Source organism: Streptomyces sp. NPDC026301 (genome assembly GCF_055567935.1).
Window position 1 is genome coordinate 552,716 of sequence record NZ_JBVHPN010000001.1, and the last position, 22,728, is coordinate 575,443.

Consider the following 22,728-nt stretch of genomic DNA (forward strand, 5'->3'; position numbering starts at 1 on the left):
GCGCGCGGTCGTGGGTTCAGTTTCGGCCAGGGATCGAAGCTGCCGGCGGAACCGTTCTGGACCCGGTGTGGCAGCAACCCCCGCCAACTTCGCTCGGGACCGGGGCCTTTGCCGGGCGTGCGCGAGGGTGGACTTCTCGGAGCGGGCATGGGCGGCGTTCAAGGCGACGGTGGCTGAACTGGTCGGCGCTGTGCTGAAAGAGCCATGGCGCAGGTTGGACAAGCCGCATAGCGCCATGTACGGGGAGGCTCCACGCTGGAGAGTCCCAGCGCCTCGGCATCAACCCCCACGTGGTGGCGATCGCCGTCCGGCGCCAACTCATGAAAGTCGAGCATGGTTCTCCCTGTCAGTGGGGTGAAGTGTCCAACCACATGATGCAGGGGCCAGCACGAGACGGATGCTGCTTGTGACGGAGACGGCGGTTGTCCGGCAGGTAGGCGTCCCGGCGCGGCCTCGGGGCGTTCCCGGCGCGTGCTGGGGGAATGGGACAGCGACGCGTACCAGTTCGTCGGCACGCCGACCTTGCTGCCGCCCAGTCGTGGATGAACGAGCGGGCGCTCGATGACGCTACCGCGGCGTAGGCGGACCTGAACGCGGCTGGCGGCGGGACGGCGTCCGGCCGATGCTGCCCCCGCCCGGCCCGGTCCACCGACCGCCGCCTGATGCGTTGTCAGGGGCCTGCGGCACACTGGGCACCTCACCGTTGGAGCAGGGGGGCTGATGGCGTTCCGGGCCGTGCACGCGCAGTGGGGGACCGTTTTCGCGCATCTGCCCGATCTCGGTTGCGGACGTACCTGGGAAGCGGTGTGGAAGACCCGGCCGCCCGCGCCGCTGACATGCGACGAGTGCGGCCACGCAATGCACGCGAAGACCTCCCGCACGGGGTTACGGTTTTTCGCCCACGCACCGGGCGCTCCGACCTGCATGCTCGCTCTGGAGTCGGTCGCCCACCACCTGCTCAAGCTGGAGCTGGCGAACGCCGCGAGAGACGCCGGCGCACACGCCGAGCTCGAAGCCCGCGGTCCCAACGGCGCCTGGCGCGCGGACGTGCTGGCCAGCGCCCCCGTCGGAACGTGGAAAACGGCGCTCGAAGCCCAGCTCGCGCCGATCACCGACACCGACGTCACCGCCCGCGCCCAGAAGATGCGCGCCGACGGCGTCACCTCGATCTGGTTCAGCGACCGGCCCCGCCCGTCGTGGCTCGGCGCCGTCCCCTCTGTGCGTCTGACCCGGCCGGACGGCGCGGATCACCTCGCCGTCGCCGAGGGCCTGGTGCGGTTCGACGAGCGCGGCTGGGAAGCAGTCCCAGCTACCCTGACCCAGTTCCTGACCTGGGCGTTCACTCACAGGATCGTTCTCCACACGCCGCGGACCCCGCTGCGGTACCCGCAACGTGCGCTGGCCGTGGTGTGGACGGCGCCGCATTACATCACGGCCGAAGACACCCACCTCGCCGAGGAGGAACAGCGGCGACACCTCGACGAGCTCCGCCTGGCCGCGCTGGAACGGGAGAAGGAGAAGAAGCGGGAGAAGATCAGGGCCAGGAACGCCGTCACCCGAGCCAGGGCCCTGGAGGAGGCCACCGAGGCCGAGCACGCTGCCCGCGCCCTCCAGGCCGGCAGGCTGCGGGAGATCGCCATCGGGTTCCGCCGCGGTGTCAACCAGGCCCTGGTGAAACTGGCCGACGAGCACAATGTCACCGCGACCGTGGGCTGGAGCACTGGCGACCCCCGGTATGCCGGCGGCGTCCCCCACGTCGACGAGAGCGGCGTCCCAGTCGCCGTCTTTGACCCGGCGCCGGAACGCGTCCAGGGCGAGGCATTCCTTCTCCTGGCCGGGCTCCTTCTGATCTTCCCCAGCAAGACTGACCAGCGGCGGTTCGAGAACGCGGTGAACACGAAGAAGAGGCACCGGCCGATCGACGGCTACCGGACCGCCTTCGTCGAGGCCCCGGCCGCCCGTGCCTGCACCTGTGCCGTCCCACGGCTCGTCGCGAAGATCCACAACGCCGCATACCCTGCCGAACCGAGCGACCGGATGGGTCCGGGCGCCGGCCTGTTCCGGGCCGAGTGCCGCAGCTGCGGCAGGCAGTACAACAAACCATGGCGCCGGATCGGCAGCACCCCCATGCCCCGGGCGTGAAGCGAAGGCGCTCGATAGCTGCTGTCTCGTTCCTATGCCGGTCCGGCCGGTCCGTTGGGCCCCAACAAAGTTTGCATACTTCTCGTTCAGCTGCAGAAGATGCAGCCGTTCCACATGGGCAACGCGCTCAGGACTCTGTGGCGCACGCACGAGGCGATCGCGGCGTGCGGCCAGTCGTCGTCCTCGCAGGGAAACAGCGAGTCCGGACGAGGTTCTGCAGGCGGTGTGAACGAGGCCATCATGTCGATGAACCGCCGAAGGTAGCCCTCCGCGTACGGCGGGTCGTAGTCCAGCTCGTACCACCGGTGACGGGTCAGTGCGAGGTTGGCGGCGCGCAGGACGAATTGCTTGGACCGGGCGCGCTGCTGGGGTGTCGCTCCCCAGTCGATGTCCCGAAGGTCGAAGCCGACGCCCCCACGACCCATGACGTTCTGATCCTGGAGTGATAGCAGTCCCGCGAAGCGATAGTCCCACGGGTCCTCGACGAGGTCGGAGACAGCGAGCGTCAGGACGTCGATGAATACTTTGGTGCCGCCGTTGGTCAGATCGAGGTCTTTGTCACCGGCCTTGAACAGGTTCACTCCGCCACCGTACGGCGCGCGCGTGAACGGCCCGGCGCACGAGAGGCTACGACACCACCACAGGCGGGCCCGTCGCTGCCTTGCCCAGGGTCTTCGGGCAGAGCCGTGTAAGGAGGTGTCGCCCTCCGCGGACAGAAGCTAGCCCGGAGAATCCGCCGCAGATGCGTCTGCCTCTCCAGATGTGAGCCGACGATCCCGGCGTACTGTCCCTCGGACGTCATCCGAGGGGCAGCTGTCGGAGCAGCCTCGAACGCACGGTATCCAGTCCGCGACGCGCTTCAACAGCCTTCTGAAACAGCATCGCAGGCCGTCAATAGCTCACTTCGACTCCTGAAGAGGGAGCGAATTCGATCAGGTCCATGCGAAGCGTGAATCGTGCTGCCCCCGTACGCAACACGGCCAGCACGGAGGGCAATTCTGCGACAAACTCCCACGACGAGGAAGCTAGAGCAAATACGCCTAACTCGGGGGCGTCAGAGAGCGAGAACATCAGGAGAACGTCCGGCCGTGGCCCACGGCCGGCTTTCGCCTTCGCCTTCCGCCCGGAGAGCGGACCTGTGCATCCACACGCCTTTCCCTCCGATGCTTCGGGCTCCAAAAACTCCGTGCCGTCGCAGACATGGAAGTTCTCCCCCCTGACCTCATATAGCTCGAACTCCCTTCCGAACAACCTGGTCAGGGCCGCAGCAACCCCTCGGTCGTTTGTCGACACCCGCCAAGATGAAAGCGCCGCTATGAGTCGTCGGCTCACCTCCGTTTGAGCGGAGGTGAGCCGAACGGATCCGCCTCCGCCGTCCTGCCCCTGGCTTTGTCCACTGCAAGTGGCAGCGTTTGTCGGCTGGTTCGGGCAGCAGGTGAGCCCTGGCCCGCGGACGAATGTTTCACGAAATTTGACGGTACGGTGCTCGCGTCGGTCGGACGGCTGCCATGATCACTCAGCGGCCTCGCACCTTGGCACACCACCCGGCGGCCCGGGTCGCACCGCGACAGCGTGACCAACGGAAGGGATCCGGCGTGCGCAGACTCGTCCACTACATCGCTACCACCCTCGATGGCTTCATCGCGGGCCCGGACGGCGGGGACCCCACCGGTCCCAACGGCTTCTGGCCCATACCGGAGGACTACATCCAGCACCTCGTGGCCGAGTACCCGGAGACGCTGCCCGTCCAGGCCCGGCAGGCACTGTCCGTCACGGCGGAGGGCACGCACTTCGACACTGTGCTGGAGGGGCGGCGCAGCTACGAGATCGGTCTTGCGGCCGGCATCACCGACGCCTATCCCCACCTGCGTCACCTGGTATTTTCCCGGACCCTGACCGAGAGCCCGGACCCGGCCGTCGAATTGGTCGCCGACGACCCGGTGGCGACCGTGCGCGAACTCAAGCAACAGGACGGCAAGGACATCTGGCTACTGGGCGGCGCCGATCTCGCGGGCTCCCTGTACGCCGAGATCGACACGCTCATCCTCAAAGTCGGCCCGCTGACCATCGGCGACGGGATCCCGCTGTTCTCCCGCAAGGCCGCCTTCGACCCACGCACCTGGACACTCGCAGACCACACCGTCCTCAAAAGCGGCGCGGTGTTCCTCACCTACACGCGCGTCGGCAGCTGAACGCTCCGGGCGGGCGGCGCTTGTGCGAGGGGCCAGGCGCGCGGGCGCGCTCAGAGGGTCACGCAGGCGCCGCCGTGCCGCATGCCAGGGCCGTGGACGGCTGCAACGCCAGATGAGTACGGCGGGGGCGACCCAAGCCGGCCACGTGCGGCGCGACCTTCGGCATCTGCGGCATGACCAGGACCTTCCCCCGAGAACACCGCGACGTTGTCCTGGCAAGCACCCCACCGCCGTCAAAACTCGTGAACACGGACCGACAGTGGATCTGGGTGCCTCCCAAGCCGATGAACAACTGACTTCACGACTCACGAACAAAGCCAAGCCCCGCACCGTGCTCTCCGCGCGAGGGGAAGTGAGCCGGTGCGGGCGACCTCTGGGCGACCTCGGAGGCCCAGTACCTGCTGGCGCTCCAGATCACGGCCGTCGCAGCAAGGACGGCGTCGCACTCGTTGGCTGCGGAGCCGGCCGAATAAACACCTCCGGGTGTTGATTGTCCCTTCCCAGTGAGCGCGGTGCAGTCGGGGAGAAACATGAGCAGCCTGAAGGTCTTCCGGGTCAGATGCGGCCGGGCCACAGAGATACCGGGTGCGTCGGTGGCGGTGGAGGGGGAGCTGCAGTCGCTGGTCGAGGCTGTACCGGGCCGCCGACCTCCTGCAGCGCAGCGTCGCAGCGGCCTGAGCTGCACAACGTTCAAGGGCGATGCCTTCCCCGAGGGGAGGCACTGCCCTTTTCCGTTTGAGTCCCTGATCGCGCTGTTCGACCAGGCCGACGGCGCGCAGGACCGAGAAGTGGGGGCTGAGCGCGGCTTTGCCGACAGGGACGCCGGAGGTGCCGCAGCCGCGCGTCCAGTCGGCGGAGGCTTGAGGCGTCCGGGCTGGGGGCGAGAGACCGGCTTGCGTCAGGAGGCGATGCCACGCCAGATGCAGCTGACAGCCTGCGGCCTACGGCCTACGACGGCCTGCCGGGCATCGGTGCTGGTGCGGCCTCCGCTGTTGTGTGATGCCGGAGGGCGTCGGAGACGGATTTGGCGCCGGCGTGCGTGGTGTATCCGCCGTCGACCGGGATGTCGGCTCCCGTGATGAAGGAGGCGTCGTCGCTCAGCAGGAAGGTGACGAGTGGTGTGATGTCGTCGACGGTTCCGGTACGGCCCAGTGGTGTCTCGCGGAGGTTGGCCTCCCGGAAGGCGGGGGCGGCCGACGCGGTCATCTCGGTCTCGATGAAGCCGGGATGGATGGTGTTGACGCGGATGCCGCGCGGCCCGAGTTCCATCGATGCGGTTTTCGCCAGGCCCCGCAGGGCCCATTTGCTGGCGGTGTAGGCGACCGGATAGTGGGCGGTCAGCGCGGCGGACGAACCGATGTTCACGATCGAGGCGCCCGCGGGCATCAGGGGCGAGAGGTGCTGGATGCCGAGGAGGGGGCCGATGACGTTGACCGCGTGGACGCGGGCCATGTCCTCGGCGCGCACGTCGTCGAGCCGGGCCCGCCAGGTGATGCCCGCGTTGTTGACGAGCCCGTGCACGTGTCCGTGGGTGTCTCGCAGGTGGTCGGCGAGTTCCGCCCAGGCCCGCTCGCTGGTGACGTCGAGTGGCCGGCAGCCGGGCGCCTCGGTCACATCGGTGGCGATCACCCGGGCGCCCTGGCGGGTCAGTGCCTCGGCCTCGGCGGCGCCCTGGCCGCGGGCCGCGCCGGTGACCACGATCACCTTGCCGAGCAGCCGCTCGGGGGACGGCTCACTCATGGCCGCTCCCGGGAACGCCGCCGGGCGGCGGGGATGTTCACCGGCTCCGGCCCGGGCACCACGGTGCTGGAGACGGTGCCGATCCCCTCGACGGTGAGCGTGACGGTGTCGCCGGGCTTCAGCGGCGGCGGGGTCTGCTCGCCGTGTACGCCCCAGAGTTCGGCGAGGCAGCCGCCGTTGCCGCAGGTGCCGGAGCCGAGTACGTCGCCGGGGACGACGCGGGTGCCTCGGGAGGCGTAGGCGGTCATCTCCTCGAAGGTCCAGCTCATGTTGGACAGCAGGTCCGTGCCGACCACCTCGCCGTTGATCTCGGCGGTCAGGGCCAGGCGCAGGAAGCCGTCGGTGTCCCGGTACGGCTCCAGTTCGTCGGCGGTCACGAGATACGGGCCGAGCGTGGTGGCAGTGTCCTTGCCCTTGCACGGGCCGAGGCCGACCTTCATCTCCGCGGACTGCAGGTCGCGGGCGGACCAGTCGTTGAAGATCGTGTAGCCGATGATGTGGTTACGGGCCTGCTCGGGGGTGAGGTCGCGGCCCTCTCGGCCGATCACCGCGCCCACTTCGAGCTCGAAGTCCAGCACCTGCGACCCGGGCGGCATGGGAATCCCGTCGTGCGGGCCGTAGATCGCGTGGGGGTTGGTGAAGTAGAAGGTCGGCGCCTCGTACCACTGCTCGGGTACGCCGACGGCGCCGTCCACGGAGCGGCGCACGCCCTCGACGTGTTCCTCGAAGGTGACGAAGTCCCGTACGGATGTGGGGCGCAGGGGTGGCAGCAGCCGCACCTGCGAGACGTGGGGGCCGGGCGGTACGTCGAGTGCGGCGGCACCCCGGACGAGCAGTGACCGCAGCCCGTCGCCGGAGGCGATCAGTTCGGTGAGCGATCCGACGCCCGGTACGGGGTAGAGGGTGCCGTCCTCTTCGACGACGCCGACGCGGGGCTGGTGCTGGTGTTCGTAGGCTGCGAAACGCATGGGTGTGTTCTCCTGGCACGGAGGGTGACCGGGGGCGCGGATGGCTGCGTCAGGGCATGGGCAGGGCCGCCGCGCCCCCGGAGCTCAGGGCGGGGGTCAGACCGGCGGGGCGACGAACACGCCGCGGTCCGGATCGTTGAAGGACTCCTTGGCGATCAGCTCGTTCATGGGGTTGGCGGTGCCCCACTGGTCGGTGACCTCGGGCTGGGAGAAGTCGTAGACGTGCGGGTGCCAGGTGTCCTCGTCCAGCTCCTCCAGCTCGGTGGTGTACTCGATGGTGTTGCCGTGCGGGTCGAGGAAGTACGTGAAGGTGTTGTCGCCCGCCATGTGGCGACCCGGGCCCCAGATCTTGCGGTACCCGGCCCGCATGACGCGCCCTGAGCCGCGCATGTACTCGTCCAGGCCGCGCATCTCGAAGGAGACGTGGTGCAGGGCGGTGTGCGGGCCCTGCGCGATCGCCATCGAGTGGTGCTGGTTGGAGATCCGCATGAAGTGCATGACCTCGCCCATGTGCGGTGAGGACAGGGTGTCGGAGAGGGCGAAGCCGAGGTGGCGCTCGTACCACTCCCGAGTACGGTTCAGGTCCGGGGAGTTGAGGACGACGTGGGAGAGCTTGACCGGGATGGCCTCCTTCTCCTCGATCTTGCGGTGCCGGCGGACCTCGACGTCGGCGGAGACCTCGATGGTGCGGCCGTCGACATCGAAGAAACGGAAGCCGTAGCCGCCGCCGGGGGTGTCCACCGTCCCCGGCCGCGATATCAACTGCACTCCGCCCGCGAGGAGTTGCTCGGCGAGCGTGTCCACGTCGGCGGGGGACGCGGCGCCGTACGAGACGAGGTCGAGGCGCTTCTCGTCGGCCTTGCGCAGCCGTACGACGTACTGCTCCGGGGAGCCCTCGGCGGCCAGGAAGGAGATGCCGGAGTCCTCGGCGACCTTGGTGAGGCCCCAGACGCCGGAGTAGAAGTCGAGTTGCTTGTCGTAGTCGGGCACGGCCAGGTCGACGTGCCGGAGGTGGGTGAGCAGGCGTCCGCTCATGGTGGATCAGTCCTTCCTCAGGAGGGCGGCCGCGTTGCCGCCGCGTACGGCGTCGAAGTCGGCCTCGGGCAGGCGCGCGGCGCGCAGCGCGCCGAGCGGGTCCTCGGCGCCCATGTCGAAGGGAAAGTCGGAGCCGAGCAGCACCCGGTCCGCGCCCGCGACCCGCACCAACTCCCGTAGTACATACGGGTCGTGGACCAGCGAGTCGAAGTACAGCCGCTTGAGGTAGCTGCTGGGCAGGTGCGCGCAGCCGGCGCCCGCGTCGGAGCGGGTGGACCAGGCGTGGTCGGAGCGGCCGATGTGGGTGGGCAGATAGCCGCCGCCGTGCGCCGCGATCACCTTCAGCCCGGGGTGCCGGTCGAGAACCCCGGAGAAGATGAGATGCGAGAGCGCGACGGCGTTCTCGGTGGGCTGGCCGACGGTGTTGGACAGGTACCACTGGTCGAGGCGCTCGTCCAGGGTGCAGCCGAAGGGGTGCAGGAAGACGAGCGCGCCTGTGGCCTCGGCCCGCGTCCAGAAGGGCTCGTAGGCGGGGTCGGACAGTTCCCGGTCCGGGGCGTGGCTGGAGACCTCGACCCCGATCAGGCCCTGCGCCAGGGCGTGTTCGAGGGCGCGTACCGTCTGCCCGGGGTGCTGGAGCGGGACGAATCCCAAGCCGCGAAGCCGGTCGGGAGCGGCCGAACAGTGCGCGGCGGTCGCCTCGTTGGCCAGTCGGTACAGCTTCTCGGCCGTCTCCTCGTCCGCCCAGTAGTGGTAGTGCGACGGGGACGGGCTGACCAGCTGGATGTCGACGCCCTGGGCGTCCATCGCGGCGAGACGCACGCCGGTGTCGGTGAGCCGGGGAATGCGCTCGCGCACCATGGCGCCGTTGACGGCGAGAGCCGCGGGCCCGTTGCGCCGGGCGTCGAGCGCCCGCGCCTCGGCCAGCCCCGGCAGGCCGTCCACCAGCGCCTCCACCTCGGGCAGCAGCACGTGCGCGTGCACGTCGATCGTGGGCGTGGTGGAGGTGGTGGGCGTACTCACGGCAGCTCCCGCAGCATCGTCATCGTGCGCCCCATCAGGCCGGGCACGTCGGCGTCGCGCACTCCGTCGAGCTGCCACTGCCCGATCCGCACGGACGCCTCCACGACCGGGCGGACGCGGGCGATCCGCCGCTCGTAGTACGTCTCGAAGAGGGCGTCGTCCCAGACCTCGGTACCGGTCAGCAACTGCGCGAGCACCCACGCGTCCTCCAGGGACAGGGCGGCGCCCTGGGCCAGGGTGGGCGGACAGCAGTGGGCGGCGTCGCCGACGAGGACAACCCGGCCGCGGTGCCAGGAGCCCTCCACCAGCATCCGGTCGAACCAGGTGTAGTTGACCTCCGCCGGGTCGGTGATGTGCGTGGTGATCTCCGGCCAGAAGCCACCGTAGGCGGCGGCGAGGCGCCGCATCTCGTCGGCGTACGTGTCCGGTGGGATCGACGCGCGGTCGCGGTTGGCCTCGACGACGTACGCGTACACCGTGGTCTCGCTGGTGGGGCAGTAGCCGGCGATGTACGCCGGGCCGCCGTAGGAGAGGTCGGTGCGGGTCACACCGGCCGGACGAGGGGCGGCGATGCGCCAGATGGCCATGCCGGTCGGCTCGGGCTTGGTGGTGATGCCGATCGCGGCCCGGGTGGTGGAGCCGAGGCCGTCGGCGGCGATCACCAGGTCGTAGCGCCCCTCGGTGCCGTCGCTGAAGCGCACGGTCACACCGTCGGCGTCCTGCTCCAAGGACTCGGCCCGGGTGCCCAGACGTACCCGGGCCCCGCTCGCGCGGACCGCGTCGATCAGGATGCGCTGGAGCTGCGGGCGCTGCATGCCGACGGTGGCGGGCAGGTCGTCGCCGCCGGTACGCAGGTCCTCGGCGACGTGCAGGACGGTGCCGTCGGGCGCGGTGATGCCGACGGAGCCGAAGCCGTAGCCGGATGCCTCCACCTGCTCCCACACGCCGAGTTCGCGCAGTACGCGCAGGGCGTTGCCCTGGAGGGTGATGCCGGACCCGGCCGTGGCGTTCCAGTCGTCCTTCGCCTCGATCAGATCCACTGCGAGGCCGGCGCGGCGCAGCAGGACCGTGACGGCGTTGCCGGCCGCGCCGCCGCCGACGACGAGGACGGTAGGGGCATGTGTCATGGGGTAACTCAACTCCCTTGTTCCTCGGGCTACTTGACGGCGATCGGATTGACGGGAGAGCCGACGGCACCGGTGATGGGGAGGGGCGCGGCGGTGAGCCAGAACTCGTACCTGCCGTCGGCCGCGCAGTCGGCGGCGAGTGCGTCGAGGTCCCACATCTCGCCGATGAGCAGGCCCATGTTGGGGATGGCGACCTGGTGCAGGGGCTGGAAGGCGTGCTCGAACTCGTTGGGCCGCACTTCGAAGCCCCAGGTGTCGGTGGCGATCGCGGCGATCTCGGTGCGGTGCAGCCATCCGGCCGAGGTGAAGGAGAGTCCGGGCGCGGGGCCGCCCGCGTAATCGCCCCAGCCCTCGCGCCGGGCGCGCGTCAGCTGCCCGGTGCGGACCACGACGATGTCCCCGCGTCCGATGCGCACGCCGTGCGCCTCGATCGTCGCGGCCAGGTGTTCCTCGGTGATGGCGAACGCGTCGGGGAGTTCGCCGTTCTCCCCCACGATCCGGCCGACATCCAGCAGCACCCCGCGCCCGGCGACGTGCGGGGCCATGTGCTCGATGCCGGTGACCAGGTCGCCTTCGGAGGTGACGACCTTCTCGGCGGACCGTCCGTTCCAGGCCCTGCCGTGGTCGAAGATGTGCCCGAGCCCGTCCCACTGCGTCGAGCACTGCAACGGCATGGCGATCACGTCGTCGGCGCCACCGAGGCCGTGCGGGAAGCCCTGGTTGCCGAGTGCGGCGTCCGTACCGGTGTCCAGCATGGTGTGCACCGGATTGGTGCGCCGCCGCCAGCCCTGCTGCGGACCGTCCATGTCGAACCGCTGGGAGAGGGAGAAGCTGACGCCTCGTCGTACGAGCGCGGCCCCCTCCCTGCGCTTGGCCTCGTCGAGGAAGTTCAGAGTGCCCAGAACGTCGCCCTCGCCCCAACGGCCCCAGTTGGAGTACGCCTTGGCGGCCCGGGCGATCGAGCCTTCCGGGTCGGTGCGGTCCAGGGCGGTCACGACGCCGCCTCCGCCACACAGCGAGTGCGCTGCGCACCGAGCCCGGTGATCGACCCGTCCATGACGTCGCCGTCGCGCAGCAGGCGCCCCCAGTGCATGCCGTTGCCCGCGGGGCTTCCGGTCAACACCAGGTCACCGGGCAGCAGTTGGGCTGTCTGCGAGGCGTACGACACCATGCGCGCGGCCTTGAAGATCATGTCCTTGGTGGACTCGTCCTGCATGGTCTCGCCGTTGAGCTTGAGCGTGAGGTGCAGGTCATCGGGGTTCGGGATGGACTCGGTGGGCACGATCCAGGGGCCGAGCGGGGTGAAGCCCGGCGCGTTCTTGCTGCGCAGCCAGTCGGTGCCGATCTGCGGCATGTCCCGGCGGAAGACGGTCGCCCGGTCGGTGAGGTCGTTGGCGATCGTGTATCCGGCGATGTACTCCGGAGCCTCCTCCGCCGATATCCGATGGGCGGTCCGGCCGATCACCACCGCCAACTCCAGCTCCCAGTCCGGCTTTTCGGCCCAGGCGGGCAGGGTCACGTCGTCGTACGGACCCGTGATCGCGCTCGGCAGCCCGATGAACACGTAGGGCAGATCCTCGGCCGCCCGCCGGTCCATGATCTCGGCGGCCTCGGCGCGCCGCTCCTCCTCGGGCCGGTCGTCGCCGGGGGCGCGGTGGGCCACATGCAGGTCGATGACGTGCTGGCGGTAGTTGGCGCCCGACTGGAATACCTGGCGGGGCTGGACCGGTGCGTGCACGCGAAGTTCCGTGAGCGGCGTGCGGCCGAGGCCGGCGTCGGCCGCCAGCATGCGCAGCCGGGGCAGGGTCGTCTCCCAGTGGTCCAGCAGGCCGCGGACGGTCAGCCGGTCGTCGCCGAAGGCGGCCCGGAGATCGAGAGCCTGGCTGTCGGGCGTGACGAGGGCGGGGAAGGCAGGCCCGTCCGGGGCCGAGAGAGTCGCGAGGGCGAAGGGTCCGGCGAAGAGCGCGGACGTGGGTTCAGGTTTCACGGACATGTCCTCCTGCTTGCGGTGTGACTACTCTGGACTCCGCGTCCGCGATCATGGAAATTGATTCCATGGATGAGAGTCATCCACCCCGCGAATAGCACCTGGATGTGCGCCGTACCGAAACTGGGCTTGCGCCGTACTGATACTGGATCTGCGCCGTACTGCAAGAGGAGTCCCGTGAACCTGGCCCGCCTCGACCTCAACCTCGTCGTCGCGCTCCGCGCCCTGCTGGAGGAGCGCAACGTTACGTACGCCGGGCAGCGCGTCGGCCTCAGCCAGCCCGCCATGAGTGCCGCCCTGGCCCGGCTGCGTCGCCACTTCGACGACGACCTGCTGGCCCGGGTCGGCGGTCACTACGAGCTCACGGCCCTCGGTCAGGTCCTTCTGGACCGCACGTCCACCGCCTACGACGTGCTCGAACGCCTCTTCGCCAGCCAGGCCGACTTCGACCCGGCAAAGGAAAGCCGCGAGTTCAAGCTGGTGGCGTCCGACTACGCCGTGGCGGTCTTCGGCACCGAGCTGGCCCGTGTGGTGCACGAGGAGGCCCCCGGCATCCGGCTGCGCTTCACCCAGACCCCGCCGGCCGTGGTGGACGACACCGCCACACTGCTGAGTGCCACCGACGGCCTGTTCATGCCGCACGGCGTCATCAGCGACTTCCCCGTCACCGACCTCTACGACGATCGCTGGGTGTTCCTGGTGGCGACGGACCACCCGAGCATCGACGACCGGCTCACCCAGCAGGACCTGGCCCGGCTGCCCTGGGTGACATACCAGCGGACGTATGACGCACCCGCGGTCCGCCAGCTCGGCATGCTCGGCATCGAACCACGCGTCGAGGTCTCCGTCGACAGCTTCCAGCTGCTGCCCCTCCTCGTCGCCGGCACCCGGCGGATCGCCATGGTCCAGGCCCGCCTGGCCTGCCTGCTCGCCTCGGTCGCCGCCGTCCGGGTGGTGGAGCCGCCCTACGAAGCCGTACCCCTGCGGGAAGCACTGTGGTGGCACCCCGTTCACACCCATGACGCTGCCCACATCTGGCTGCGCGAGACCGCCGCCCGGGTCGGAGCACGCATGCCGCACCAGGACTGAGCGGGCACCGCTCAGAGCGTGGCGCCCGTCTCTTCGGCCACCGTTCGTAGGAGTAGGAGGTGGTCCGGGAACGCCTGAGCCGGCCGGGGTGGCCGTGCGTACCGACACCTTCGGCTGCTCGCCGGTCTCCGCCGTGACAGAGGCCCCAGGCGATTGCCGAAACGGGCGCCGCATGAGCCTCACGCTGCCGAAGGTCAGGCGGAGGGGCGTCAGCGCGAGGGCAATGATCGGAGACGCAGAACGGCATTGCCCAGAGCCGCATCGCCTACGGCTGGGCCGCAAGGGAGAGCACAAGGGCCGGCTGATCCCTGACGAAGCCGACCTCGTCGTCCGCAGTTACCACGACCGCGGTGTGGACCCCTTCAGCCCCGGCGGACCGCTCCGAGCTGCGCGCGGTGCAGGCCCGAGGAGGCGAACCGCTGCGCCACGACACGCAGGACGCGGACCATCGCCTGGGCGGGCGGAGTGATGGGCCTGGCCTGGGCGTGAGCGAGCAGGATGCGGCGCGTGGGCGCCGGCACGTCGGACGCGAAGGGCAGCAGGCGGACGTCGCTGCGGCGGCTGGTGAGGGCGAGCCGGGGCGCGAGCGCGATGCCGAGCCCGGCGGCCACCATGGCCTGAGCCTCTTGGTAGTCGTGCGAAGCGTAGGCGATGCGCGGCTCGAACCCGGCCTGGCGGCAACTGCGGCGCAGTACGTCGGCGACAGGGTGGTTGTCGGCTCGGATGATCCATTCCTGGTCGGCGAGGTCGCTCAGGCGCACGGAAGGATGGGCGCGCAGGGGTGAGTCCGCCGGGACGACCAGCACCGTGGGGTCGTCGAGCAGATGGGTGAGGGCCAGCGCCGGGTCTTCGATGCGGTTCCAGCCGTAGTCCCACAGCAGCGCCTGCTCCACCTCGCCGGTGTGCAGCATCTCGCACAGCTCGGCCAGGACCCCCGCGCGCACCTCGATGCGGACCCCGGAATGACTGCGGCGGAAACGGGTGAGTGCGAGCGGCAGGAGCGAAGCACTCGCGGTGGGGAACGAACCGAGCCGCAGTGTGCCCTGGTCGAGGTCGGCGAACGATTCCAGATCGGCCTGGGCGGCGCGCAGCTCGCGGCGGATGGCCTGCCCGCGTTCGGCCAGTGCGGCGCCGGCCGGGGTGGGACGGATACCACGGGACAGCCGCTCTATCAGTGGCTGCCCGGCCGCCCGCTCCAGCAGGGACATCTGCTGGGAGGCCGCGGAGGTGGTCATGCCCATCGCCTCCGCCGCGGCGGTGAGAGAGCCGCGTTCGGCAGCCTCGGTGAGCAGGAGGAGATGGCGCACGTTCAACATGGCACTGACTTTAGCTCAGCTAAACCTGAGTGAAGTTGACTGCCATTGTGCCCAAGTCACACCTCTGCGAAGGTCTTCGCATTCGCCGGAGCGGTTCACCGTTTGGCAACACGCCCGCAACCGTTCTCCGGCCCTTTTTCCCCGCGTTGATCGAGAAAGAGCCTCAGACGTGCACACTCCCGCGACCCTGGTCCGCGGCGGCACCAGTAAGTGCTGGCTGTTCCACCAGGTCCATGTCCCCGCCGAGCTCGGCGAACTGGAGAAACTGCTGGTCGCCGCCTACGGTGCCACCGACCCGGTGGAACTCGACGGGGTCGGCGGGGCCACCCCCACCACCTCCAAGGCCGCGATCGTCAGCGCCTCGCCCGAGCCCGGCACGGACATCGATTACCTCTTCGCCCAAGTCGGCATCGGCACCGGGTCGGTGGAGTGGACGAGCAACTGCGGCAACTGCGCCACCGGCGTCGCCCTGTATGCGGTCGCGAAGGGCCTGGTACCGATCACCGGGGACCGGACGCGTGTGGTGATGCGCAATTTGAACACCGGCGCGGTGCTCGAAGGGCTCGTGGACACGACCGGTGGTGTGGCGCACGACTTCGGCGAGCAGACCGTACCGGGCACCCGGGCCGGTGGGGTCGCGGTCGGGCTCACCTTCCGCGACCCGGCCGGCCGCACCACCGGCTCCCTGCTGCCCGCCGGGTCGGCCGCGCAGGAGCTGCGGGTCGGTGCCGCGAACCCGGTTCTGGTGAGCATGGTGGACGCCGGGGCACCGGTCGTCCTCGTCGATGCCACCAGTGCGGCACGCACCGGCTCCGAGACCCTGGAGCGGATGCGTGCGGACGCACCATGGCTGCGCACCGTCCGCCATGCCGCCGCACCGCTGATGGGCCTGCTCAACCCGGGCGAGGAACCTGGCGACGCGGTCCCCAAGGTGGGACTGGTCGGCCGGCCGGTGCCGTACACCACAACGCTCGGCGAACGCATCGCCGCCCAGGAGTACGACATCTCGGTGCGCATGCTCACCATGAACGCCCCGCACTCCGCGATCGGCCTGACTTCCGCCGTCGCGGTCGCGGCCGCGAGTCTGCTGGAGGACTCCGTGGTCTCCCGGGCCGCGGGCGGCCCGACCGGCGAGTGGCTTCGCCTGGGCACCCCCGCCGGCGTGATCGCGGTCCGCTGCTCGGACCTGAAGGACGGCCTGCCCGGCCGGGTCACCGTACAGCGGGCGGCACGCCTGCTCGCCGATGCCCGTATCTACGTACCGGAACCAGGACGACCGCAAGCAGCCTGAACCGGAACGGCTTCCGCACCCGGGGCCTGTTCGTACTCCTCCGCCCCGGGGTAACCTCGCGCCCTCGGGGCGCGCCATCCTGTCCCCACCGCACCAAGGACAATGATGTCTACTGAAGTGATCTCCATAGGCGCGCTGCTGGTCATGTTCGTGGTCGGCACCATTCTGCCGATCAACCTGGGCATCCTCGCCTTCGTCGCCACCTTCGCCGTCGGCACCGTCTCGCTCGGCCTCACCGAGGACGAGATCTTCAAGGGCTTCCCGGTGGACCTTTTCGTCACCATCGTCGGGGTCACCTACCTGTTCTCCGTCGCTCGCCGCAACGGCACCATCGACTGGCTCGTCGCCGCGGGAGTACGACTGGTACGCGGCAAAGTGGCGCTCATCCCCTGGGTGCTGTTCCTGGTCGCAGCGACGCTCACGGCATTCGGCACCTTCACCCCGGCCGCCGTGGCGATCCTCGTTCCCATCGCCATGAACTTCGCCTACCGCTACAAGATCAACCCGCTGGTGGCCGGCATGATGGTGATCAGCGGCGGGCACGCGGGGGCCTTCTCTCCCCTCGCCGTCTCCGGCGCCCTCGTACTGGGCCTGGTCGACGACACCACGCTGCACGTCTCACCCGTGACACTGTTCGCCGCCAGCTTCGTCATCAACCTGGTGCTGTCTCTCCTCACCTACGTGTTCCTCGCCAAGCGCCCCGCCCCGCCGGCGGACACCGCACACGAGACGGCTGACGACGAGAACCCCACCACGTCGTCCGGCAGACCCGACTGGCGTCAGTGGCTCACCCTCGCATGCCTGCTCGCGCTGGTGGTCGGTGCGCTCGGCTTCCGGCTGGAGATCGGCTTCCTGGCCCTGGTGGCCGGCGCCCTGCTGTCCCTGGTCGACATGAAACGGCAGGAGAAGGCCGTGGACGGCATCAGCTGGTCCACCCTGTTGCTGGTGGCGGGCATGATGACGTACATCGCCATGCTGGAGAAGGCCGGAATCATCGAGGACATCTCCCACCACGCCGCCGGCCTCGGTGCCCCACTCGTCGTGGCCCTGGTGCTGTGCTTCACCGTAGCCATCACCTCGGCCTTCGCCTCCTCCACCGCAATCCTCACCGCGATCATCCCCCTCGCCGTACCGCTGCTGCTCTCCAGCCACCTCAGTGCCGCCGGTCTCATCGCGGCCCTCGCGGTGTCCACCACGATCGTCGACACCTCCCCGTTCTCCACCAACGGCGCCCTCGTCCTCAGCAACGCCCGCGGTATCGACACCCGCCGCTTCTACCGCCAGATCATCGGCTACACCGGCGGCATCGTCGCACTCGGCCCCATCGTCGCCTGGGGAGCCCTCGTCCTCCCCTGGTCATAACAACAGCAGGGCGACGCAAGGCTGCACCGCGCTCGGCCGGACTCCGCTCGTAGCTCCCGGCCCAGCAAAAATCCGTTGGTGAACCACGGCGACCACTGTTAATCTCCCGGAGGCCGTGCGAGAGAACGAGGAGGTGGTACCCGTGAACGCAGTATCGACGTGGGTGCTCCCCTCCGGGGTCACGGTCGGGCGATAGGTCGTCCGGGAGCGCCGTTCAAGCGCACTCCCGAAAGGCACGGCCATGCACTTCACTTCTGAACAGCGTCTCGACGACGGCGTCCTCGAACGCGAATTCACCCTCGGCGAGATCCCCGGCGTCGTGTGGACGCCTGAATCCTCCGCCCCGGCCCCGCTGATCCTGATCGGCCACCCCGGCAGCTTGCACAAGCGGCTCCCCCGGCTGGTGGCCCGGGCCCGGCACTACGCGGCGGAGTACGGTTTCGCGGTGGCCGCCATCGACGCCCCCGGGTGCGGTGACCGGCCCCGTTCCGCCGCCGACGAGCAGTCCCGCGCCGGCCTCCGCCGGGCGATGCAGGCCGGCGAGCCGGTCGACGAGATCCTCAACGCCTTCATCGTCCCGCTGGTCGAAAAGGCGGTCCCGGAATGGCGGACCACCCTGGACGTCCTCCTTTCGCTGCCCGAGATCGGCGGCCCGGTCGGGTACGACGGGATGGTCGCCATCGGCATCCGGCTGGCGGTGGTCGAACCGCGCATCGCGGCCGCCGCCTTCTTCGGCCAGACTTTCGTGCCCGACACCCTGCGCGAGGAGGCCCGGCAGATCACCGTTCCGCTGCAGTTCCTGATGCAGTGGGACGACGAAGGGATGGAACGCCAGCCGGTCCTGGACCTGTTCGACGCCTTCGGCACCAAGGAGAAGACGCTGCACGCCAATCTGGGCGGGCACGCCGGCACCCCGCAGTTCGAGGTGGACGACGCGGCCCGGTTCTTCACCCGGCACCTGAAGTGAGGCCGGGCCGTCAGGCCGGCAGCACCCCGCGTGCTGCTGATGGCTCCTCAGACGCCGACCGCAGTCAGGTAGTTCTTCGCGGCGGCCGGGTCCATGAACCAGTTGAAGAAGTCGCGCGGGTCGTCGAAGCCGTTGACGAAGCGGGCGGCGATACGGGGGTTGGCGCTCGCCGCGCCGAAGAGCTCCAGGACGTGCTGCGGCGGGGCGCCGAGCATCGCGTTGGTCCAGGTCGTGGCGGACTGCGCGTTGTCCCAGAAGCGGCCGAAGGCCAGCTCCATGAACGCGGCGTCGTACGGGCGCTCGCCGTGGTCCAGGATGCTGGCGAGGTAGGAGGCCGCGCACTTCGAGGCGTTGTTGGAACCCTGGCCGGTAACCGGGTCGTTGAGGACGACGACGTCGGCGAGGCCGAGTACCTGCGCGCCCGAGGGCAGCGTGGCGACGGGCCTGCGGACGGTCGGCGCGAAGCGGCCCGCGAGAGTCCCGTGCTGGTCGGTGAGCGCGACATCGGTGCAGCGCTCGGCCTCCCACGGGACGTACGTCCGCAGCAGCTCCTGGAACTTCGCCAGCTGCTGGTCGGGGGTGAGCCCGTCGAAGCAGTCGAGCGGGCCACCCGGGATGCCCTCGAAGAACATGATGTCGCAGGGGCCGCTGGTGGTGAGACTGGGCATGGTGAAGTACTCGCCCGCACCGGGGATGACGTTGAAGCTGACACCGAGGCGATCGGGCAGCGGCGCCATGCCGGTGACGTACGCCAGGGCCAGTGCGCGCTGCGGAGCGTCGTACGGGGAACGCTCGGCGTCCCGCTCGAACAGCCCGGCGATCTCGCCCTTGCCGGCCGCGACGATCACCAGGTCGGACTCGGCGGCGTAGCGCTCCAGGTCCTCGACGCCGGCCTCCCGGATGTCCAGACGGCCGCCGCGGCGCGCGAACTCACCCAGCCAGATCGGCATTTTGACGCGCTGGTCGACCGAGCGGGCGGTGGCATCGAGGCGGGCATCGAAGGAGAGCGCCCGGCCGCCCTGGCCGTCGGCGATGTTCACGCCGAGCCCGGCGATCGGCGGGCAGGCGTTGCCCCAGAAGTCCAGGCCGAGGTCGCGCTCGTGGGCCAGCGCGGTGCCGAACATGGCCTGGCTGGACATGACCCGGCCCTCGCGGATCTGGTCCCCGGTGCGGTTGGACACAATGGTGACGTCGTAACCGTGGCCGAGGAGGCCGATACCGAGCTGGAGGCCGGCCTGGCCGGCTCCGACGATGGTGATCTTGCGCATGAGGGGGGACCTCCGGGGATTCGGGTTGTGCGGATTTGAGCGGCGCCGTGCGACGTGTGCGGTGCTGTGCGACGTGTGCAGTGCCGTGCGGCGCGTGCAGTGCCGTGCGCTGGTGCACGTTTCGGTGACGTGGCGGCGTCGACGAGTGGGGGTTCGGTTGTGGGGAATGCGGCTGCCCGCCGGAGGGGGGGGCCGGCGGGCAGCCGCGGGAAGCCGGGGCACCCATACGACCGGGGGATGGGTCCTGGGGGCACCCGGCCGGCTAAAGGGGCCCGGCCGCGCGCAGCACGCGCAGTACGCATGCGACGGGCTGTCCGATGGGCCCGGCTCCGCCCGTGACGAGCGGAGTCCGGCCCGGCACTCTCTGCATCGTTGATTCCCTGGCTTCTTCTTGGGTCCGCGGCGGTCGGGGTCAACCTTGGTATGCCATGATCATCTGCACTATCCGGATCACGCGGGTCGCTGTCCCGATCGCGCACCTCGGCGGTGGAGGTTTACATGCCCACTGAAGAGCTCCCCCTCGCAAACCACCAGCAGTTCCATACGGCGGACATTTGGGAGGCGCGGGCCGAGGTCGGCCGCGCCTTCTGTCCGCATGAGCTGCGCATCACCCAGCGCTCGGCGACGCTCGACGCCCGGCTGCACGGCGCGCCCTTCGATCAGACAGGTCTGTACTACCTCGATTACGGAACGGAAGTCCGGATCACACCGGGCGACCTCGAGAGCTTCTTCCTCGTGCAGATACCGCTCGCCGGTTACGCCGAAGTCACCTGCGGCCGCGAGCAGATCATTTCCACCCCCGAACTCGCTTCCGTCCCCTCTCCGACCGGAAAGGTGGATATGCGCTGGGGTGGCGGCAATCCGCAGCTGATCGTGTGGTTCGACCGATCGTCCCTGGAGTCGCACCTGGGAAGTCTGCTCGGCCGCACCGTGCGCCGCCCGATCCTCTTCTCGCTCGGCATGAACCTCACCACACCGAGCTCCCGCTCCTGGCTCAACATCGTCGACCTCATGCGCCGGGAGGCGGAGGGGCCTGACGGCATGACGAGCCAACCCATCGTGACCAAACAGCTCGAATCGCTCCTCATGACCCAGTTGTTGATGGCCCAGCCCAACAATTACACGCCGGCACTGCTCGGCGAGCAGCCACGCGTCGCACCGCCCACGGTCCGCCGCGCCATGGAGGTCATCGAGGGGCACGCCGCCGAGCCGCTCACCGTCGCGGAGATCGCGGAATGCGTCGGTGTCGGCGTACGGGCCCTCCAGGAGGGCTTCCGCCGGCACCTCGACACCACACCGCTCGCCTACCTGCGCGAGGTCCGCCTGGACCGCGTACGCAACGAACTCCTGGCCTCCGACCCGGGCGCCACGACCGTCACCACCGTCGCATCCCGCTGGGGCTTCTTCCACCCGGGTCGCTTCTCGCTCGCGTACCGCCAACAGTTCGGGGAATCGCCTTCGGAGACGTTGCGGTCGTAGGAGGCCCATGGGTCGTTGCCGCCACCGCAAGCAGTCACCCAGCCGGTGCCGGGTTGGCCAGCGCCGTTGTGACGCAGTAACCGATGGGGCCGGCCGTGTCGTACAGGGTGCAGTGGCCGACGGCGATGCCCTCGTCCGCGGTGTGGGCGCCGGCCTCCAGGCCGATCTCGTCGCTGAGTGGCAGTCGGCTCAGGCACAGGGTGTAGTCGGCGTTGATGTAACGAAGCCCCTCGTCGCTCGCGTGGGCCAGCGGGCTCGCGGTGTCGCCGGCGAGTACGGCCCGTACGAGTGGCGACAGCGCTTCCCCGGCCACGAGGGGATGGCGCTCGCGGGTCCAGGCGCGGCGTCGCCCGGCGCCCTGCCACTCCCGCACGGGTCGCAACTCCTCGTCGAACCGCCAGAAGCCGCGCTTCTTCCCGTCCGTGAAGGGCAGTTCGTCCGGCGGGGGCGCGTCCCACGAGCCGGTCGACGGTACGTGGCCGGGCGGCGGGGCGCTGGTGCGCAGCAGTACGGCGCGTACCTGGACGACTGGGACGCCGTCGGCGTGCACGACCGCGTCCGCGATCCGGATGCGCCGACCCTCGCGTATCCGCTTCGTCTCGACCCGGACAGGGGCCTGCGGAGCGGCGCGGAACATGTCGACGGTGAGCCGGGCGAAGTGGAGTCCCTCGTCGGCGTGTTCCCGTTCGAGGGCCCGGGCGGCGAGGCCGCCGAGGAGACGGCTGTGCACGGTGCCCGGTGCCCACCAGCCCCGGGCGTGCGGTGCGGGGACGAGGGTGTCGGGGTGGCGGGGGTCGGGTGCGAAGTACGCCGACCCTTCTTCGGTCTGCGCCACGGATGTTCCCTTCGGCTCGTGCGGAGGTCGTGCGGGCCGTGCCGTGCTCGCCGGCGGCGTTCAGTTGCGCGGGCCTGCCGTGCTCGCCGCGGCGTTCAGCGGATGGAGAGCGGATCGAGTCTGCGGATGAGGGCGATGGTCGTGTCGGCCAGCGCGTCGGCGTCGCGCTTGCGCGAACAGGCCGCGATCTCCCGGCCGGCCTCGCCGGTGATCGTCGTCATCAGGCTGACGACGAGCCGGTCGGCGGGGGCGTCGCCCGCCTTGAGCAGAATGGCGTTCTGCCGGATCCACTCACGGCCGCGCGCACGGCGCATCAGTGTGAAGGCGGGAGGCGCGTCGCCGTCCATCCACAGCCGGACGAGGTCGCGCCGGCGCCAGCAGTCCTCCAGGAACGACCGGGTGCCGACGAGGAAGAGCTCCAGCGGATCCGACTCCCCGGCTTCGCGGGCCCGCGCCACGGCATCGGCGGCGTTGCGTTCGCGGGTGCTCTCGTAGTCCTCCCAGACCGCCACGAACAGCTCGGCCTTGCCACCGAAGTGGTGGTAGAGGCTGCCGACGCTGGAGCCGGCGCGGCGCACCACAGCCGCGACGCTCGCTTCGGTGAAGCCCTGTTCGCAGAAGATTTCACGGGCGGCGTCGAGAAGCACTCTGCGCGTCTGCGCCGTGCGTCCCCACTGCCATGCGCCGCCCTCCTTGGCCGGAGTCTGCTCTGCCTTGCGCGGCATCGGATCGTCCCCTGCTTGCCTGAGTGCCTGAATCTCTGCCAAACCGAATCGGATTTTAGAACTTGCCACCTTTGAGCGCCATGCCCAGGACAGATGTTTTTCCTGGCCCTTGACCGCCTGCGCCGACGCCTCCACATTGAGCACATTCCTAGATTTCGGTTCTAGAAATCGTGTGCGCAGAG

The 22,728-nt window shown here is 69.7% G+C and carries 20 protein-coding genes; 7 read left to right on the plus strand and 13 right to left on the minus strand.

Going from position 1 to position 22,728, the window contains the following annotated elements:
• Nucleotides 1-924: 924 nt before the first annotated feature.
• A complete protein-coding gene (locus tag ACZ4MH_RS02420; RefSeq protein ID WP_351586979.1) occupies nucleotides 925-2,142 on the plus strand; it encodes a competence protein CoiA family protein in 1,218 nt (405 codons plus the stop codon).
• An 86-nt stretch (nucleotides 2,143-2,228) separates the two neighbouring features.
• Here the strand turns inward: ACZ4MH_RS02420 and ACZ4MH_RS02425 are convergent, their stop codons facing one another.
• The gene (locus tag ACZ4MH_RS02425; RefSeq protein WP_351586981.1) at nucleotides 2,229-2,723 is read right to left on the minus strand and encodes a hypothetical protein; all 495 of its coding nucleotides are present in this window, start codon (nucleotides 2,721-2,723) and stop codon (nucleotides 2,229-2,231) included.
• A gap of 310 nt (nucleotides 2,724-3,033) precedes the next feature.
• Entirely contained in the window at nucleotides 3,034-3,474 is a 441-nt protein-coding gene (locus ACZ4MH_RS02430; protein WP_351586983.1) for a recombination directionality factor, read from the minus strand.
• A 263-nt stretch (nucleotides 3,475-3,737) separates the two neighbouring features.
• Between ACZ4MH_RS02430 and ACZ4MH_RS02435 the strand changes: the two genes are divergently transcribed.
• Nucleotides 3,738-4,334, plus strand: coding sequence for a dihydrofolate reductase family protein (locus ACZ4MH_RS02435; protein ID WP_351586985.1), 597 nt, complete (start codon nucleotides 3,738-3,740; stop codon nucleotides 4,332-4,334).
• 948 nt (nucleotides 4,335-5,282) lie between these two features.
• Here ACZ4MH_RS02435 and ACZ4MH_RS02440 read toward each other — a convergent pair.
• The 7 genes from ACZ4MH_RS02440 to ACZ4MH_RS02470 all read right to left on the minus strand — a co-directional run bounded on the left by ACZ4MH_RS02440 (nucleotide 5,283) and on the right by ACZ4MH_RS02470 (nucleotide 12,220).
• Nucleotides 5,283-6,074 (minus strand): SDR family NAD(P)-dependent oxidoreductase, encoded by a 792-nt coding sequence (locus ACZ4MH_RS02440; protein WP_351586989.1) that lies wholly within the window; start codon nucleotides 6,072-6,074, stop codon nucleotides 5,283-5,285.
• The gene (locus tag ACZ4MH_RS02445; protein ID WP_351586991.1) at nucleotides 6,071-7,042 is read right to left on the minus strand and encodes a fumarylacetoacetate hydrolase family protein; all 972 of its coding nucleotides are present in this window, start codon (nucleotides 7,040-7,042) and stop codon (nucleotides 6,071-6,073) included. The genes ACZ4MH_RS02440 and ACZ4MH_RS02445 overlap by 4 nt, the downstream gene beginning before the upstream one ends.
• A gap of 96 nt (nucleotides 7,043-7,138) precedes the next feature.
• Nucleotides 7,139-8,077 carry a VOC family protein gene (locus ACZ4MH_RS02450; RefSeq protein WP_351586993.1) on the minus strand — a complete coding sequence of 313 codons (939 nt, stop codon included), beginning with the start codon at nucleotides 8,075-8,077 and terminating at the stop codon, nucleotides 7,139-7,141.
• 6 nt (nucleotides 8,078-8,083) lie between these two features.
• Complete coding sequence (locus ACZ4MH_RS02455) at nucleotides 8,084-9,100, minus strand: amidohydrolase family protein (RefSeq protein ID WP_351586995.1); 1,017 nt, start codon at nucleotides 9,098-9,100, stop codon at nucleotides 8,084-8,086.
• A complete protein-coding gene (locus ACZ4MH_RS02460; RefSeq protein ID WP_351586997.1) occupies nucleotides 9,097-10,227 on the minus strand; it encodes an FAD-dependent oxidoreductase in 1,131 nt (376 codons plus the stop codon). The genes ACZ4MH_RS02455 and ACZ4MH_RS02460 overlap by 4 nt, the downstream gene beginning before the upstream one ends.
• A gap of 29 nt (nucleotides 10,228-10,256) precedes the next feature.
• A complete protein-coding gene (locus ACZ4MH_RS02465; RefSeq protein WP_351587108.1) occupies nucleotides 10,257-11,213 on the minus strand; it encodes a cyclase family protein in 957 nt (318 codons plus the stop codon).
• A gap of 5 nt (nucleotides 11,214-11,218) precedes the next feature.
• Nucleotides 11,219-12,220, minus strand: a complete 1,002-nt coding sequence (locus ACZ4MH_RS02470; RefSeq protein WP_351586999.1) for a fumarylacetoacetate hydrolase family protein — start codon at nucleotides 12,218-12,220, stop codon at nucleotides 11,219-11,221.
• 171 nt (nucleotides 12,221-12,391) lie between these two features.
• Between ACZ4MH_RS02470 and ACZ4MH_RS02475 the strand changes: the two genes are divergently transcribed.
• Nucleotides 12,392-13,303: a LysR family transcriptional regulator gene (locus tag ACZ4MH_RS02475; RefSeq protein WP_351587001.1), complete on the plus strand. Its 912-nt coding sequence runs from the start codon at nucleotides 12,392-12,394 to the stop codon at nucleotides 13,301-13,303.
• A 362-nt stretch (nucleotides 13,304-13,665) separates the two neighbouring features.
• Here the strand turns inward: ACZ4MH_RS02475 and ACZ4MH_RS02480 are convergent, their stop codons facing one another.
• Entirely contained in the window at nucleotides 13,666-14,619 is a 954-nt protein-coding gene (locus ACZ4MH_RS02480; RefSeq protein WP_351587003.1) for a LysR family transcriptional regulator, read from the minus strand.
• Nucleotides 14,620-14,788: 169 nt separating this feature from the next.
• Between ACZ4MH_RS02480 and ACZ4MH_RS02485 the strand changes: the two genes are divergently transcribed.
• The 3 genes from ACZ4MH_RS02485 to ACZ4MH_RS02495 all read left to right on the plus strand — a co-directional run bounded on the left by ACZ4MH_RS02485 (nucleotide 14,789) and on the right by ACZ4MH_RS02495 (nucleotide 18,239).
• Nucleotides 14,789-15,910, plus strand: coding sequence for a PrpF domain-containing protein (locus ACZ4MH_RS02485; RefSeq protein WP_351587005.1), 1,122 nt, complete (start codon nucleotides 14,789-14,791; stop codon nucleotides 15,908-15,910).
• A 102-nt stretch (nucleotides 15,911-16,012) separates the two neighbouring features.
• A complete protein-coding gene (locus ACZ4MH_RS02490; protein ID WP_467753830.1) occupies nucleotides 16,013-17,272 on the plus strand; it encodes an SLC13 family permease in 1,260 nt (419 codons plus the stop codon).
• Between the two features lie 241 nt (nucleotides 17,273-17,513).
• The gene (locus ACZ4MH_RS02495) at nucleotides 17,514-18,239 is read left to right on the plus strand and encodes a dienelactone hydrolase family protein (RefSeq protein WP_351587009.1); all 726 of its coding nucleotides are present in this window, start codon (nucleotides 17,514-17,516) and stop codon (nucleotides 18,237-18,239) included.
• 47 nt (nucleotides 18,240-18,286) lie between these two features.
• Here ACZ4MH_RS02495 and ACZ4MH_RS02500 read toward each other — a convergent pair whose 3' ends face one another.
• Complete coding sequence (locus tag ACZ4MH_RS02500; protein WP_351587011.1) at nucleotides 18,287-19,507, minus strand: styrene monooxygenase/indole monooxygenase family protein; 1,221 nt, start codon at nucleotides 19,505-19,507, stop codon at nucleotides 18,287-18,289.
• Between the two features lie 498 nt (nucleotides 19,508-20,005).
• On the opposite strand from ACZ4MH_RS02500, the gene ACZ4MH_RS02505 reads away from it, so the two are divergent.
• Nucleotides 20,006-20,986: an AraC family transcriptional regulator gene (locus ACZ4MH_RS02505; RefSeq protein WP_351587013.1), complete on the plus strand. Its 981-nt coding sequence runs from the start codon at nucleotides 20,006-20,008 to the stop codon at nucleotides 20,984-20,986.
• 34 nt (nucleotides 20,987-21,020) lie between these two features.
• Here ACZ4MH_RS02505 and ACZ4MH_RS02510 read toward each other — a convergent pair whose 3' ends face one another.
• Complete coding sequence (locus ACZ4MH_RS02510) at nucleotides 21,021-21,821, minus strand: acyl-CoA thioesterase domain-containing protein (RefSeq protein ID WP_351587015.1); 801 nt, start codon at nucleotides 21,819-21,821, stop codon at nucleotides 21,021-21,023.
• 95 nt (nucleotides 21,822-21,916) lie between these two features.
• Nucleotides 21,917-22,690, minus strand: a complete 774-nt coding sequence (locus ACZ4MH_RS02515) for a TetR/AcrR family transcriptional regulator (protein ID WP_351587017.1) — start codon at nucleotides 22,688-22,690, stop codon at nucleotides 21,917-21,919.
• Nucleotides 22,691-22,728 lie beyond the last annotated feature (38 nt).

Coding starts and splice junctions, on each gene's coding strand:
- ACZ4MH_RS02420 (WP_351586979.1), top strand. CDS start 925: ATGCTCGCTCTGGAGTCGGTCGCCCACCACCTGCTCAAGCTGGAGCTG.
- ACZ4MH_RS02440 (WP_351586989.1), bottom strand. CDS start 6,074: ATGAGTGAGCCGTCCCCCGAGCGGCTGCTCGGCAAGGTGATCGTGGTC.
- ACZ4MH_RS02445 (WP_351586991.1), bottom strand. CDS start 7,042: ATGCGTTTCGCAGCCTACGAACACCAGCACCAGCCCCGCGTCGGCGTC.
- ACZ4MH_RS02450 (WP_351586993.1), bottom strand. CDS start 8,077: ATGAGCGGACGCCTGCTCACCCACCTCCGGCACGTCGACCTGGCCGTG.
- ACZ4MH_RS02460 (WP_351586997.1), bottom strand. CDS start 10,227: ATGACACATGCCCCTACCGTCCTCGTCGTCGGCGGCGGCGCGGCCGGC.
- ACZ4MH_RS02470 (WP_351586999.1), bottom strand. CDS start 12,220: ATGTCCGTGAAACCTGAACCCACGTCCGCGCTCTTCGCCGGACCCTTC.
- ACZ4MH_RS02480 (WP_351587003.1), bottom strand. CDS start 14,619: ATGTTGAACGTGCGCCATCTCCTCCTGCTCACCGAGGCTGCCGAACGC.
- ACZ4MH_RS02490 (WP_467753830.1), top strand. CDS start 16,013: ATGATGTCTACTGAAGTGATCTCCATAGGCGCGCTGCTGGTCATGTTC.
- ACZ4MH_RS02495 (WP_351587009.1), top strand. CDS start 17,514: ATGCACTTCACTTCTGAACAGCGTCTCGACGACGGCGTCCTCGAACGC.
- ACZ4MH_RS02500 (WP_351587011.1), bottom strand. CDS start 19,507: ATGCGCAAGATCACCATCGTCGGAGCCGGCCAGGCCGGCCTCCAGCTC.
- ACZ4MH_RS02505 (WP_351587013.1), top strand. CDS start 20,006: ATGCCCACTGAAGAGCTCCCCCTCGCAAACCACCAGCAGTTCCATACG.